Below are 13,975 nucleotides of genomic sequence, written 5' to 3' on the forward strand. Positions count from 1 at the left end.
CTCAATTAGCATCCTAATGTAGGTAGTAATCTTAAGCCAGCCATAATTCCCTTAGATTTCTCAATCCTGATAATACGTGTATAACTGTGAAATTTCTATCTCAATTCCACCTTTAAGAAGTCTCTCTCTCCTACTGTGAAATAGCTTATCTAATATTTCTTTCTTGTCCTCAAATCGTCCATAATGGATTTTCTTATGACAGACTAAACAAATTGAAACAATATTAGCATGGATGTCTAAACTGTGATCAAATTGATCCTGATATTGCATTGGTATCAAGTGGTGAGCCTCTACATAATTCTCTCCATTAAACTTAGAAATAAAATGCTTATGCTGTTTATCGAACTCACATAAATAATCTGCATCAGCAACAGCTAAAACTGCATATTTAGGATTTCTACTCCATACCTTTTTATTTTTCACTAACCTATGTTCAGGCTTATCTCTTGGCTTATCCTCAATATCAGCTCTACCGACATCAGCAGGATCTCCTATTAGGTACTTTTCAAACTCCTGCTCCTCTTTAAATAGCTCTGCTTGCAACTCAGAATCATCATAATATTCAATGTATTTTTTAAAATGATTTAAAGCTACACTATACATCCTATGTCCTTTTTCATTCTTCTTTTTGAACTCTGGATTACTAAGAATTTCATCGATAAAGGCAGCATCAGTTAGATTAAATAAATTAATCTTCTGTAATCCATAGTCTCCTAATTCTGAGGATATAGTGCCGATCGCTTTAGAGTATCTTCCAATAGAGTATGGTTTTATATTTGTATAAGTTCTCAACCAATCAGCAAAAGTATCTTGATTCATCAATGGTACGACTCACTCTCTCTGTATATTGTTTTCTTTATAGATAGATATTCAGAAGAATTAATATGCTCTATTGAATGGTTACAAAAACAATATTTGACTCAAACAAAACTTAATTTATACCATTCTGAAGAATATACCTGCATACCTCTAAGAATTTCTCCTGAATCATTCAGATAAAAATTCCCTCAAAAAAGGAAATTTAGTTCATGTTCTTTTTCACAAATTCCCCTTCACAATCGTTCTCTTGGCTTTCTTAACAATTCTGCTTGTCGCTTTTGTATTAGAATCCTTTGACCACTGTTCGCACAGATTTCGTACCCAATCAGGCTGTGTTTTACTAGCGTCATTCAGCCAGTTTCCTACAGAATCTTGAACATATGTTGATGGATCAGATTTGAGGTGATTTAGAATTGGCAGTGCTCTTTCTGGCTCCTGTTTTAATAACTCAATATGCTTTGTCCATACACCTCTTGGACGGATTGCCTCTACAGAGAATCGACGAATATTTTCATCCTCACTTTTTGTCCATTCTGTTAAATATTTTATACTTTGATCGAGCTGCTGACTTAGACTTTCTCTCACTGACATCCAAGCAATTTCGCGTACACCAAAATGATGATCAGCTGCGAAAGGCTGAATGTACGCCAGTTTCTCTTCCAAAGAGGATGAACGCTGCTTGTTCATATAAGCAGCCCAGCAGCGGACGCTATCAGATATGTGACAACTGCATGCCTGTATGACTTCCACTCTTTTTTCCTCATTTTCTTCCTGCAGCACTCCATCTAACAAATGACCTATGAGACGAATCGCTTTCATGCCTGACTCCGCTTTTTGTTTGGCGATTTCTTCTGAAAGATCGATTAAATGTTTGTCTAAACCAATAGACGGCAAAACATGCTGTAATAGAGTCACGTGATTGACAGCCAACCATTCAGTTAAATTGACACTCTCTAACTCTCCCTGATTCAAAAGAATCAAGACGTCATGAGGAATGTCACTCCCCTTTCGAGCGCCTTTACGATTGATGATGTCCTCGCTTATTGGCATTATGTATTCTCTCCCGTCTACCAGTACATTTTTGGCATTATTTTTTGGAGTCATTTGTTATTAACGCTTAAAAACCTTCGGATATTCACTCCCATTGTAGCAAATAAACTCCCTCAACTGGTTCTTCTTCAAATCAAAAAAAGGAACTACCGAAATAAGTAGTTCCCTCAATACTAGTGAATCTATGTTACCTTCCTTGCTCCATTACCTTCAAACTCTTATGCTGAGAGATTCGATCAAACGCCACCATCAGAATGGTCATGAGTAAAGCGAGAAGAACCGTTCCAGCGCTGATCCAGCTGAGGTTCAATATAGATGTCCTGCTTAGTACAAGTCCTCCTAAACCAGAGCCTAAAGCAAATCCGAATTGAATAAATGATGTATTGACACTTAATGCGATATCAGGAGATTTCGGTACAAGTGTGACAAGATATAGCTGCTGAGCTGGCGATGTGCTCCATGTAGCAATCATCCATATCATGATCACCGCTACCATGACCACGAGATTCCCTGTCACAAATGCTAGCAGCATAAGCATGATGATTTGTAGAATAATTCCGGAGAAAATCGTGAATATTGGGCCTTTTTTATCTGCTGCTATCCCTCCAAGACTGGAGCCCAAAAAGCTACATATTCCCGCTAGCAATAAAATGACGCTGATTTCTGTGATGCTAAGGTTTGCTGATTCTTGCAGGAATGGCGTTAAATAGGTAAATAAAGTAGAATATCCACCTACATAAAAGAGTGTCACTGCCACCGCAAGCAAAATTCTCTTATCTTTTAATATCGATAACTGCATACCTAGCGTCACCGGTTCTTGTTCTTTCATAGAAGGGATGCGCCTATATACAACAATCAGCGGAATGAGCGTGATCAATCCAATGGCTGCAAATAATGCTTTCCATCCCATCATGCTGCTTAGAAATGTCCCGATTGGCACACCTAAAACCAAGGAACTGCTGAGTCCCATTAAAATGATGCCAATCGCTGTTCCTCTTTTTTCTCGTTCTACAAGCCGAGTAGCCACAGCCATTGCCACCACAATGGCCGTCCCTCCACTAATTCCTTGTAAAACCCTTGTCATCAGCACCATTTCAAACGAATGGCTGACACTTGTGACGATATTACTTAAAGTAAAAATGATCAGCATCCATGATAATATTTTTCTGCGGTCGATATTGATGGTTAGTGCAATGACAATCGGTGCGCCGATTGCTGCTGAGAGCGCTAAGGATGTGACCAATAAACCAGCAGCTGATGTCGTGACCTGTAAATCATCTGCGACCATTTGAATAATCCCTGTAATGATATATTCGATTGTTCCGATTAAGAAGGCTGCTAAAGCAAGTAAATAAACAACGGCTTTATTTTTCATCGTGACGTTTCTCCTTTGGGCAATGTTTACGGCTGATCTTCTTTCACGCGATATCCGTTATTTTCGATCCATGTCGCCAGGTCAACACAAGCAGTTTGTGCAAATGGAGAATCTGAATGAAATAAGAGCGTCGCCATGGTTTCTTCAGCTGGTAACGTGCGCATCGTAATTCCCTGAGGAAGAGAGCCCCTTAACGCTTTAGCGGAATACCCAACCTCAAATTCGAACTCACTTTCTTGAGCAAGTGATTCCCTCCACAGCACGATTTGTGGCTCAGAGTTCAATTCTTGCGGATGTTTTTGTAACAAATGATGAAACGTTTCAAAGAATGATGGGATTTCGTCAACAGTTCCGTTGGATTGAAAAGACATGATGTGTTTGCTTTCAACCGATTTGATGATGACCTCCTGCTCTTTTTCAACACACCCCTCTCGTTTGATGAGGTGCATCCGCTCCTTAATACGGGCTAATTTCTGCTGTTCTCGATCGATCAATTGCTGAATCTCACTTTCTTTCAAGAGAAACATCCCCTGAATCTGTTCGACAGAAATATCTTCACGAAGAAGCTGACCCATTTGCTTTAACGTAAAACCTAATTCCTTGTATAGAAAAATCCGATTGACCTCAAGCAGCTGCTCAGCTGAATAATACCGGTATCCCGAATCTTGATGGATCTGTTTAGGTTTTAATAAATCGATTTGGTCATAATACCTTAAGGTTTTGACAGGGACTTTACTTAACATAGAAAAATCGCCAATCTTGAACATCCTGATCTCCTCCGTTTTGTTGATCTGATCAAAGTATAAACCTTTCAGTTAAGGGGAAAGTCAATAGAAGATTTTCATTTGCATAATCATTTGATGAAGTTGAATAAATTTTTCAAAAGCGCAAAAAGCCTAGATTTCTCTAAAATCTAGGCTTTGCCCATTATCCTAAAATTTTTTCTAACAATCCCATCTGCTCAACAATCTTCATATCATTCATAAATCGTTCCAAACTTACTTTATTCTCTTTTTGTAAGTCTGTTGAATAACCTAAGCATATATTAAAAATACGATCTAACCTTTCTCCGTCTCCACTATAAAAATAATTCGTCACTACTCCATTATTTTCACTTGCAAGAACCACAACTGTAGCCATCTCTAATACATATTCTATATCTTCTTTAGAAATCGTTCGATCTTTTTTCTTAGCACTCATGAATTCATGACTATGAATAGAACGAATCCTACCTTCAAGTAAATTGAGTATAGACTTCTTATAAATGACATACACACTGTGAATATGACTTTTATCAGGACAATAGGGATCTTGTAAAATGAATTTTATACGCTCATCTTCTTTTTCAATTTTTATTGCATCAAGATCATATAATAAAATTTGATCAATTTCTTCTATTTTCATAGGAGGAAAAGTATCGGCTGCATCTGTTTTATTTTTCATATGATCACTCCAATAATTGAAATAAACCGCTCTTAGTCCAAACAATCTAATCTTTCAAGACACTTCAACATGTTTCCACTTTTAAAGAAATTGAATATGGCTCCCTCACTAAATCGCTCAGCTCTCAAAGCCCCCATGATGAGAGCAAGTACACACTGCGCATTTAAATTTGAGATGTCCACATGCTCCATATCGTTCGTTCCCCAATCAATTCCATTTTCTGAGAGGATTTCACTATAGCGGGTAAGTTCCATTTCTTGATGCTGTTCTGCAAAGGTATAGACATCTTCAATAAAGCGTTGGACCGTTTCGGAATAATTCACAAAGGGCATCTGGATTGGGCGTTCAGCTGTTCCATCATTTTCTTGATCGATCACCCATTCTCCGATATGGTCCTCGTGAAGCATCGGTATGTATTTTGTCAGTATTTCAAATTGACTCATCGTTATCCTCCTCTATTTTATGAACTTGATTTACTCAGTTGATAAAAAAATCCGTGATCATCCTACCAGTTAGCCACCAGTATTCAAATCACGGACTGTTTATTCACTTCACTTTTTACACTCTTACCATTGATACAACTGTCTCCACATGCGCCGTATGCGGGAACATATCAACTGGCTGCATGTATTCGATTTTGTAGTCTTTTGACATGTATTCAAGGTCTTTTGCTAGTGTGGATGGGTTGCAAGAGACGTAGACAAAGCGTTTTGGTTTGACTTGTTTGACGGTGTCTAAGAAGGTGCGCTCGCAGCCTGTTCTTGGCGGGTCGACGACGATGACGTCAGGACGGAAGCCTTCTTTGACCCATTTTGGCAGCCAATGTTCAGCTGTTCCTGTCACATAGGTCGCGTTTTTCATGCCGTGTTTTTTGGCATTTTTCTTAGCATCATCAATTGATTCTTTGATAACATCCATTCCTCTTACTTCTTTTGCGCCATCTGAGAGCCACATCCCAATGGTTCCAACGCCGCAATACGCATCGACAACCTTTTCTTTGCCAGTCAGTTTGGCCGCTTTTTTCGCTTCATCATAAAGCTTTAGCGTCTGCTTCGGATTCAATTGGAAGAAAGCACGTGCACTTAGTTCGAAAGAGACGTCTCCTAAAAATTCTTGGATGACCATATTGCCAGCTAGGTGAGATGTTTTATGGCCGAAGATGACTGATGTTTTTTCGCCATTGATATTATGCATAATGGACGTCACTTCAGGCAGACGTTTTTGAATGGCTTCGGCAATTTCTTTTTTCTTTGGAAATTCAGGTTTTGATGTGACAAGAACGACCTGTACTTCCCCTGTTTCAAAGCCGACACGCACGACAATCGAACGCACGTCGCCTTTTCTTGTCCGTTCATTGTAAACAGATACGCCGAACTTCTCTAAAATTTTGCGAACAACACCCGTTGTTTTGTTCGTTTTTGGATGCTGCACGATACATTCCTTGATCGGTACAAGCTTATGAGAATTCAGTCCGTAAAGTCCTGCAATGATGTCTCCGCTGTGAGAACGTCCTACTTGGAACTGACTTTTGTTTCGGTAATGCCACGGGTCTTCCATGCCGATCGTTGGCCTGATATCAAGCTTTTCAACCGATAGCTTTGTATGGCGCTCCATTGATTGAATGACAATATCACGCTTTTCATTTAGCTGCTGCTCATACGCCAAATGCTGAAGCTGACAGCCGCCGCACTCTTCGTATACTGGGCATGGCGGTTTGACTCGATGCTCAGAGCGCTTTCGCACTTTCCTGACCGTACCTTCTGCATATTTTGCTTGGACATTCGTTGCTTCAACCACCACTTCCTCACCTGGAAGCGCGCCTGGGACAAAGACCACTTGTTTTTTAAAATAACCGACCCCTTCTCCATTAATGCCAAGGCGTTTAATGGTAAGCGGGAACTGCTGTCCCTTTTGCAAAAGGGCACCTTGCTGTTTTTCTTTCACTTTATTCTCTCCGTTCTATTTAAACCATTGATAGGTTGTCTTCATTTTATTCCATCTCCTTAGTATATCACGTCTTGGACAAAGAGAGAAAATGCCTTTCATTTATTTATCTGTCTCAATGCTTCTCCATAAATATAAAGAAGCGTAGCTTAAATATGGGGTCCATTCCTTGCTTAGCACTGCCATCTCTTCTTTTGTCGGTTTTTCAGGCAGGTCGAAGTGCTGTTTGATTGCATTTTGAATGCCGATATCTGCCATTGGAAAGAGATTTGGTCTTCCAAGCCCATTCATGAGCACATTTTGAACCGTCCAAGGTCCAATCCCTCTAATCGGAAGCAATCGCTCTTCTACCTCCAGATCAGATAAATCGTGTAATTCCTCTAAACAAAGAGAGCCGCTCACAATTCGTTTCGATACATCGATAACATATTCTGCTTTTCGCTGACTAAACTGCAGCTTTCTCAAATCCTCTGTTTCAAGAGAGGCAATGGTTTCTGGTAAAGGATCAAACCATACACCTTCTATTTGCTCGCCGTACGTATGAACAAATCGTTTCGTGAGCTCGTAAGCAAACGAAAGGTTCAGCTGCTGATGAATGATGCATTTCATGAAACAATGATATAAATGAAAATCCAGCATGAGTGGCGTTCCGATATGCTCCTCAAAAATGGGCGCTAAATTGGTTTGAGAAAAATGGTCTTGAATCATGTGTAATTGATGCTCCATGCCAAATATCCGTTTTACCTCAGAAAGAAGGGGTTCCTCTGGGCCGTTTGATCGCACCCGGAACATAGGCGCATCTATTGTTCCAGTAGCTTGAACGATGACCACATACGGTTTTTGCTCCAATCTGATCGGCACTTTGATTTCTCTTTGACTCAAATCGACTGCTTTTAATGGATCACTTGATAAGCGTCTAAGCACTTGATCGAAATGATACGGCGGCTCTATCACCAGCTGTTTTTCCCACATACATGTCCTCTTCCTTTCTGCCAACATACGCAGATGTAATTGTTTCATTTTGCATGAATGATTCTCTTTATTGAATACTTTTTAACATAAAGAGTACAAGAATTTATCAGTTATATCTTCCTTATTTGTGGTCATTCTCCTTTTGGATAGACGAAAGTTTTTAGTCGAATTCAGCTAACATTCGACAGCAATCTTCAACATTTTAGGATCATTTTCCTTAAATTAGAAATAGAACCTCTGGGTGATATCTTCCTCCCTGAATATATTTGTATAATTATGGCATATCAAGGAGGTGAACAAAGGAATTAGCGGATTAGGCAATCATTTGTTTTATCTTGCAAGAACATATTTACCTCATTGATAACCGGCTTCACCTAGTTTCACATTTTACAAAAAAGAAGACCCAAAATTAAAAAACAAAGGAGATCCGACCAATGAAAAAAACCATTCTTTCTGTTGCACTTGCCACTGCTGTTTCTTCGACACTGCCATTATTCGCTGACGCTGCTGAGCCAAAAACTTCAGCACCTGTTTCTACTACACTTCAGCAAACTGTCTTAAACAAAGCTGCTGCTGAAGGTAAAGCTGGCACTACGGCTAGCCCTAATGTTAACGTAAACTTTGATGTTCTTGGGATTGCCAATGCCATTGTAAACGCAGTAAACGCAAATGCAAACCGTTCTGGATTCGTGAAAAGCGTCATGGAAAGCACATTCTACGCTGCTGGCGGCAGATATAATGTCATGGTCTTTAACCTAAGCCAGAACTACGAAGACCGTTTTAACGGCGTCAAAACTTTCGCTACTGCTAATCTTGGTAATGTTGTTTACGGAATTTGGGTATTCGAAAGCGGTACATTTAAAAACAACGGCGATGGCGGCTGGGATAACTGGGCGTTTAGAGGCTGGTTTGACCGTCAAGATAAATTCGTTACGTTCCATCGTCCTTAATTCTCGGTTTTATCCATCAATCATACACGCACATTTAACCGATCTCTTTCTGAGATCGGCTTTTTTATGTAGAAAACGTATAAGTTCACCGGCGCTGCTTCATGATATAATGCAAGTCTGGAGGGGTGCACATGCTGAGAAAACTTGCAGTGACAAAAAACGGCGACTTGATTGAACATGCAACAATGCAGCAGCTTTCAAGCCCCGAAATCGCCTGGTATTGGATTGATTTTCATGCACCAACGGAAAAGGAAGCAGCGCTTTTGAAGGAATATTTTCAGTTCCATCCGCTTGCGATTGAGGATTGCTTCCATTATTTGCAGCGGCCTAAGCTTGATTTTTATGAGGGGTATTTATTTTTCGTGCTACATGCCCTTAATCAAAAAACGCTGCGTTCTGAGGAAGTTGATCTGTTTGTTGGTGAAAACTATATCGTGACCTTTCATTTAAAGGAAGCGCCATACATTGATCGTGTCATTCGAAAGCTCAAGGGGTCTGATAAAGAAAGAAACAGCGGACCCGAGCATATTGCCTACATGCTGATTGATCAGCTCGTTGATGATTATTTCCCTATTATTTATCAAATAGAGGACAGGCTGAATGAAATTGAGGATGAAGAAGGTCATAAAACGTATGGCACGTTGATGAACGAAGTATTCGGAATCCGATCCGATTTGCTCAAACTGCGAAGAACGATTATCCCGATGAGGGACCTTTTATATCGTATTGTGAACACAAATACGATGAAAAGCGATACAAACCGCCAAGCGTATTTTAATGATATTTACGATCATCTTTTGAAACTAACAGAGATCGTTGAGTCGAACCGGGACATGACAGCGGATTTACGAGACAGCTATCAGACGCTGAATTCCAACCGGATGAATGCGATTATGATGACATTGACCATTGTGTCGACCATTTTTATTCCACTGACCTTTATTGTTGGGGTGTACGGAATGAACTTTGACAACATGCCTGAATTACATTGGAAATACGGCTATTTTGGCGTGCTGATTTTCATGGGGCTGCTCGTCTCGGGAATGCTTTTATGGTTTAAACATAAAGGGTGGTTTAGGATTTTTAAATAATGTTTTGAGAGAAGTGCTTGGGAGGAAAACTGGATTCCACTGAAAGACAAAGAATTAAAATTCGCCTGGAAGACTTTTGCGCGAGAGTTCAAATTTAAACCAAGCATCTCTCGCTTTCCCGCTTTTCAAGCACCCTCTCCTTACATCACATATGACATCTCTGCGTATTTTGAGGACTCTTCTCTTCTACATGCAGATGAAGATCTTGAAAAAAAGGCACTGCTCTCTTTTCAGGAGAATATCACCGGAACAGACGAATATATGCTGGCACTTGATTGGCAGCACGAATGCTACTGGATCACACCATATGGCTCGTTTGAAAAAGATGAATTTGGAGAATGGAAAGTTCCTGTTCTCCCTAATGGGGATTACTATTTCTTTTTATCAAAAGAAATGAATTGGGGGCTGCTAGGACATCCTTGGGAGCAAAGCATCACAATTTTCGGTGAGGGCTTGATTGACTCTTTTTCACGTCATCCCCCTCTTTTGTTTCAGCATAAAATCAGAGAAGGATAATCAAAAAGCCTGCAGGTCTTCTGCAGGCTTCTTTCTATAGCTGAGGCAGATGCCATACTTTTTCAAGCATGAGATCGTCTAGGCTTTTAAAGGAATATCCTTGTTTTTTCAGAGCGGTGATGGCATCATCCAGCGCTTCTGCATTGTCTCTTGAGACGGTATGAAGTAAGTAAATGGCACCTGGGTGCGCCTGCTTCATCATTTGATCATAAGCATACTGTTTTCCTTTTTGATGATGGATATGCCAGTCTACAAACGCTACTGACCAGAAAACAGTTTGGTAGCCGAGCTGTTTTGTTTCTTTTAGTACCCTTTCACTGAACACACCGCGCGGCGGACGAAGGTAGAGGTTATCTTGCTTTCCTGTGATTTTGTACACAGCTTCATTGACACGGTCCAGTTCTTCTTTGATTTCTTTCGTACTTTTTGTTGTTAAATCTGGATGATGATAGGAATGGTTGCCAATGATATGACCTTCTTCTGCCATACGTTTGACAAGCCCGGGCTGGTCCTTTACAAAATGACCTGTCACAAAAAAGGTGCCTGGTACTTGATGTTTTTTCAGCACGTCTAAGATCTTGGGTGTGTACCCATTTTCATAGCCGTTGTCGAAGGTGAAATAAATCTCTTTCTTTTTCGTGTTGCCTAAATAGAAGGCATCATACTTTTTTAAGAGTGCCGTCAATTCTTTGCCCGCATCCGGCGGCCTGTGCTCTTTGCTTTTCGCAAATCCCCAGTGGATGGGCTTATTAGACACGGCTCCTGCTTCTGAAAGAGGCATGGAAACAAAAAGCGCACATAAACAGATCAGCATGAATTTTTTCATTTACGTCACTTCCCGGTTTTTCTTCTATTGTGCAGAATAAGACCGAGACTCATACACCGATTCACCTGCCAATTTAAAGAAAAAAGCCCGCATTGCGCGAGCTATTCTTCCTTCCAATCATTTTTAAACCGTTCATATTTCGCTTCCAGGTCGTCAATCATCTGGATCAGTCTGTCTATATCCTCAACGTCTGTTGATTCGGGATCTAATGAATCAATCACATTCATAAACATATCTAATCGGTTCTTTAAATAATCAACCTGCTGTTCTTTGCTGTCTGCTGCCTTGCCCATCGATACACTCCCTTTAGCGTTTGTTTATAGCTTATCTTTTTTTCCCTTGTAAATCAATTGTGTCCCTCTTGCGTATAACCGTGATGAGGCTTAAAATTAACTGTTGGCGGGTCTACGTTTGCCCGAATGAAAAGGAGATAGATACCATGAACCAAAAAACAGCACTTCGTCCGATCACACCTGCATACGACCCTTGGGAAGCCTATCTCGATGTGCAGGATTACGGAGAAATGAAGCTGACTAATATTGAATTTACGACAACAACATTGTGTAACATGAGATGTGAGCATTGTGCGGTCGGCTATACCTTACAGCCGAAAGACCCGAATGCGCTGCCGATAGATTTGTTACTTCGCCGTTTAGATGAAGTTCCGCTCCTGCGCTCACTCAGTATTACAGGCGGAGAGCCTATGCTTTCTCTTAAATCTGTACGGGAATATGTCGTTCCTTTATTAAAGTATGCCCATGAACGCGGCGTGCGTACACAAATCAATTCAAATTTAACCCTTGATTTGGCGCGCTATGAAGAAATTATTCCATACTTAGATGTCCTTCACATTTCACATAACTGGGGCACTGTCGAAGAGTTTGCAACAGTCGGTTTTGCCATGATGGACCGTAAACCAACCTTTGAGCAGCGCGAGAAATTATTTAACCGCATGATTGAAAATAGTCAGGCACTTGTCAAAGCGGGCGTAACCGTATCCGCTGAAACTATGCTGAATAAGCGCACGCTTCCATATATTGAGCACATCCACCGGCAGATCGTCGAGGAGATGAAATGCCAGCGCCACGAAGTTCACCCGATGTACCCAAGTGATTTCGCCAGCGCCCTTGAATCATTGACGCTTCCGCAAATGCGGGATGCGATTCATCAGCTGCTTGATATTCGCGATCAAAACACATGGATGCTGTTTGGCACCCTGCCATTTTATTCATGCAGCACAGATGAAGAAGACCAGCGTCTCCTTAATCGATTGCGCCAGGAGAAAAATGTCACAGTACGGAATGACCCTGACGGCCGTTCACGGTTGAATGTGAATATTTTTGATGGGAATATTATTGTGACAGACTTTGGCGATACACCGCCGCTTGGAAACATTGCAACTGATACATTGCAATCAGCCTATACACGCTGGATGGACACGAAATTAGCAAAAGAGCTGAATTGTCATTGCCCAAGCGTGCAGTGCCTCGGTCCGAATGTTCTAGTGAAAAACAGCTATTATCAAGATGTTGATTTTACTTCTCGAACAGCCAGGGGGTAATCGATAGATGGACGATACATTTCTGACAGTGGTCAAAAACAAATACATTGAAATTCTCCTTGTTGGGCTCGTTCTTTGGCTTGCTGTCTTTATGATCAACAAAGCCCTTCAAATTTTCTTTAAACGAACTGAGTTTATAGAGGATAAAAAGAAGAAAACGATCGAGAGCTTGGTCAAATCGGTCACGAAATACACCGCTTCGATTTGCTTTGTGCTCTATGTCATTTCTCTTTTCTTTCATGACTTTGGGAAAATTCTTGCGGGTGCTGGTGTCGCTGGGATCGTCATCGGTTTTGGCGCCCAGACGCTCATTCGTGATATTTTAGCAGGCATTTTTCTCATCTATGAACGCCAGATTCATAAAGGGGATTATGTGACGGTGAATAACCTCTTTAATGGAACCATTGAAGAGATTGGTCTCCGCTCTCTGCAAATTAGAGAATGGAGCGGCAAGCTGTTAACCATTTCTAACGGGGATATCAGGCAAATCCAAAACTATAACATGCAATATATGCGGATTACGGAATCTGTGTTAATTAGCGCGAATCAAAACCCAGATATCGCCTTCCAAGCACTTGAATCAGCATGTGACAATTTAAATCAAATGCATCATGATTTACTTAAAAAAGATGAATTCCAAAATGCCATTGAACCCTTTCAAGTTCATGGAATTATGGGCTTGAATAAGCTGAATCGCGGGATTGAAATCACAGTTAAGGGAATGGTCGAAGACGAAAAATACTTCGAAGCCGCTCTCGCTGTGCGAAAAGAAATGATCAAGCAACTTCATCAGCATGATGTCAAATTGCTTGAAGATCTCGCTTATCCCCAGCCTGCAAAATAACCTCATTCTATATGGGGTTATTTTTTTATTTGTATTTTGTTAACCGGTTAATTATAATGTTATTTAGTTAATCAGTTAATAATAGAGAGGATGTATGGAATGACAAAAACAGAAGCAATTTCTTTCATCAAGGAGATGTATCAAGAGGTGTTAACCAAGTTCGATAAAAAAAAGGTGGAGGCTTATTTTTCTCCTGACTATCAGCAAGTGACCGATGGGAAGGTGTCCACGCTTAATGAGTTTAAAAAGCATCTATCCACATTAAAAGAAATGACAACACAGCTTGCGATCCCCGCCTTTCATGATGTGTTATTTGATGAAGAAACGCAGCAAGCGTGTTTTCGTTACACGGTACATGTTGACCTTGCAAGCGGAGACGGGGGTTTAATAGATGTCACAGCTCTTTTCACCTTATCAGATGGCAGGATCATTCGGTGCGACGAGCTGACTCGGGCTCACGAAAAACATGAAATGCTTGAACAGCTTGGGCACATCAGCTAACAATTCTCTTCATTTCAGCCCTCTTACTTCTATCCTCTTGACTGATTCATGTATAATAGATAGCAGAATGATTTCATGCAGCA

The 13,975-nt window shown here is 40.6% G+C and carries 16 protein-coding genes; 6 read left to right on the plus strand and 10 right to left on the minus strand.

What is annotated here, in order from left to right:
* Positions 1–60: 60 nt before the first annotated feature.
* The 8 genes from AC20OE_RS14835 to AC20OE_RS14870 all read right to left on the minus strand — a co-directional run bounded on the left by AC20OE_RS14835 (position 61) and on the right by AC20OE_RS14870 (position 7,603).
* Positions 61–819, minus strand: a complete 759-nt coding sequence (locus AC20OE_RS14835; RefSeq protein WP_487268934.1) for an HNH endonuclease — start codon at positions 817–819, stop codon at positions 61–63.
* A 219-nt stretch (positions 820–1,038) separates the two neighbouring features.
* Entirely contained in the window at positions 1,039–1,869 is an 831-nt protein-coding gene (locus tag AC20OE_RS14840; protein ID WP_487268935.1) for a DNA alkylation repair protein, read from the minus strand.
* Between the two features lie 187 nt (positions 1,870–2,056).
* Positions 2,057–3,244, minus strand: coding sequence for an MFS transporter (locus AC20OE_RS14845; RefSeq protein ID WP_487268936.1), 1,188 nt, complete (start codon positions 3,242–3,244; stop codon positions 2,057–2,059).
* A 26-nt stretch (positions 3,245–3,270) separates the two neighbouring features.
* On the minus strand, positions 3,271–4,011 hold the full coding sequence (locus AC20OE_RS14850) for a MerR family transcriptional regulator (protein WP_487268937.1): 741 nt from the start codon (positions 4,009–4,011) through the stop codon (positions 3,271–3,273).
* 160 nt (positions 4,012–4,171) lie between these two features.
* Positions 4,172–4,687, minus strand: a complete 516-nt coding sequence (locus AC20OE_RS14855; RefSeq protein WP_059377686.1) for a hypothetical protein — start codon at positions 4,685–4,687, stop codon at positions 4,172–4,174.
* Positions 4,688–4,719: 32 nt separating this feature from the next.
* Positions 4,720–5,130: a DUF6508 domain-containing protein gene (locus tag AC20OE_RS14860; RefSeq protein ID WP_059377688.1), complete on the minus strand. Its 411-nt coding sequence runs from the start codon at positions 5,128–5,130 to the stop codon at positions 4,720–4,722.
* A 115-nt stretch (positions 5,131–5,245) separates the two neighbouring features.
* A complete protein-coding gene (gene rlmD, locus AC20OE_RS14865; protein WP_039177177.1) occupies positions 5,246–6,631 on the minus strand; it encodes a 23S rRNA (uracil(1939)-C(5))-methyltransferase RlmD in 1,386 nt (461 codons plus the stop codon).
* A 102-nt stretch (positions 6,632–6,733) separates the two neighbouring features.
* Entirely contained in the window at positions 6,734–7,603 is an 870-nt protein-coding gene (locus AC20OE_RS14870) for a DNA-3-methyladenine glycosylase family protein (RefSeq protein ID WP_151284136.1), read from the minus strand.
* A gap of 434 nt (positions 7,604–8,037) precedes the next feature.
* On the opposite strand from AC20OE_RS14870, the gene AC20OE_RS14875 reads away from it, so the two are divergent.
* The 3 genes from AC20OE_RS14875 (at position 8,038) to AC20OE_RS14885 (ending at position 10,160) form a co-directional block, all read left to right on the plus strand.
* The gene (locus AC20OE_RS14875) at positions 8,038–8,553 is read left to right on the plus strand and encodes a hypothetical protein (RefSeq protein ID WP_039177173.1); all 516 of its coding nucleotides are present in this window, start codon (positions 8,038–8,040) and stop codon (positions 8,551–8,553) included.
* A gap of 131 nt (positions 8,554–8,684) precedes the next feature.
* Positions 8,685–9,644, plus strand: coding sequence for a magnesium/cobalt transporter CorA (corA, locus tag AC20OE_RS14880; protein WP_048240108.1), 960 nt, complete (start codon positions 8,685–8,687; stop codon positions 9,642–9,644).
* A 33-nt stretch (positions 9,645–9,677) separates the two neighbouring features.
* The gene (locus AC20OE_RS14885; protein ID WP_151284135.1) at positions 9,678–10,160 is read left to right on the plus strand and encodes a DUF2716 domain-containing protein; all 483 of its coding nucleotides are present in this window, start codon (positions 9,678–9,680) and stop codon (positions 10,158–10,160) included.
* Positions 10,161–10,194: 34 nt separating this feature from the next.
* Here AC20OE_RS14885 and pdaA read toward each other — a convergent pair whose 3' ends face one another.
* Together pdaA and AC20OE_RS14895 are read right to left on the minus strand one after the other, a co-directional pair.
* Positions 10,195–10,986, minus strand: a complete 792-nt coding sequence (gene pdaA, locus AC20OE_RS14890) for a delta-lactam-biosynthetic de-N-acetylase (protein WP_058837471.1) — start codon at positions 10,984–10,986, stop codon at positions 10,195–10,197.
* Positions 10,987–11,087: 101 nt separating this feature from the next.
* Positions 11,088–11,279 (minus strand): SE1561 family protein, encoded by a 192-nt coding sequence (locus tag AC20OE_RS14895; RefSeq protein ID WP_012009274.1) that lies wholly within the window; start codon positions 11,277–11,279, stop codon positions 11,088–11,090.
* Positions 11,280–11,425: 146 nt separating this feature from the next.
* On the opposite strand from AC20OE_RS14895, the gene yfkAB reads away from it, so the two are divergent.
* The 3 genes from yfkAB to AC20OE_RS14910 all read left to right on the plus strand — a co-directional run bounded on the left by yfkAB (position 11,426) and on the right by AC20OE_RS14910 (position 13,892).
* Entirely contained in the window at positions 11,426–12,547 is a 1,122-nt protein-coding gene (gene yfkAB / locus AC20OE_RS14900; protein WP_041106321.1) for a radical SAM/CxCxxxxC motif protein YfkAB, read from the plus strand.
* Between the two features lie 7 nt (positions 12,548–12,554).
* Entirely contained in the window at positions 12,555–13,391 is an 837-nt protein-coding gene (locus AC20OE_RS14905) for a mechanosensitive ion channel family protein (protein ID WP_106025882.1), read from the plus strand.
* Between the two features lie 99 nt (positions 13,392–13,490).
* Entirely contained in the window at positions 13,491–13,892 is a 402-nt protein-coding gene (locus tag AC20OE_RS14910; RefSeq protein ID WP_487268938.1) for a nuclear transport factor 2 family protein, read from the plus strand.
* The last annotated feature ends 83 nt before the right edge of the window (positions 13,893–13,975 follow it).

Source organism: Bacillus sp. SRI_025, from assembly GCF_057592095.1.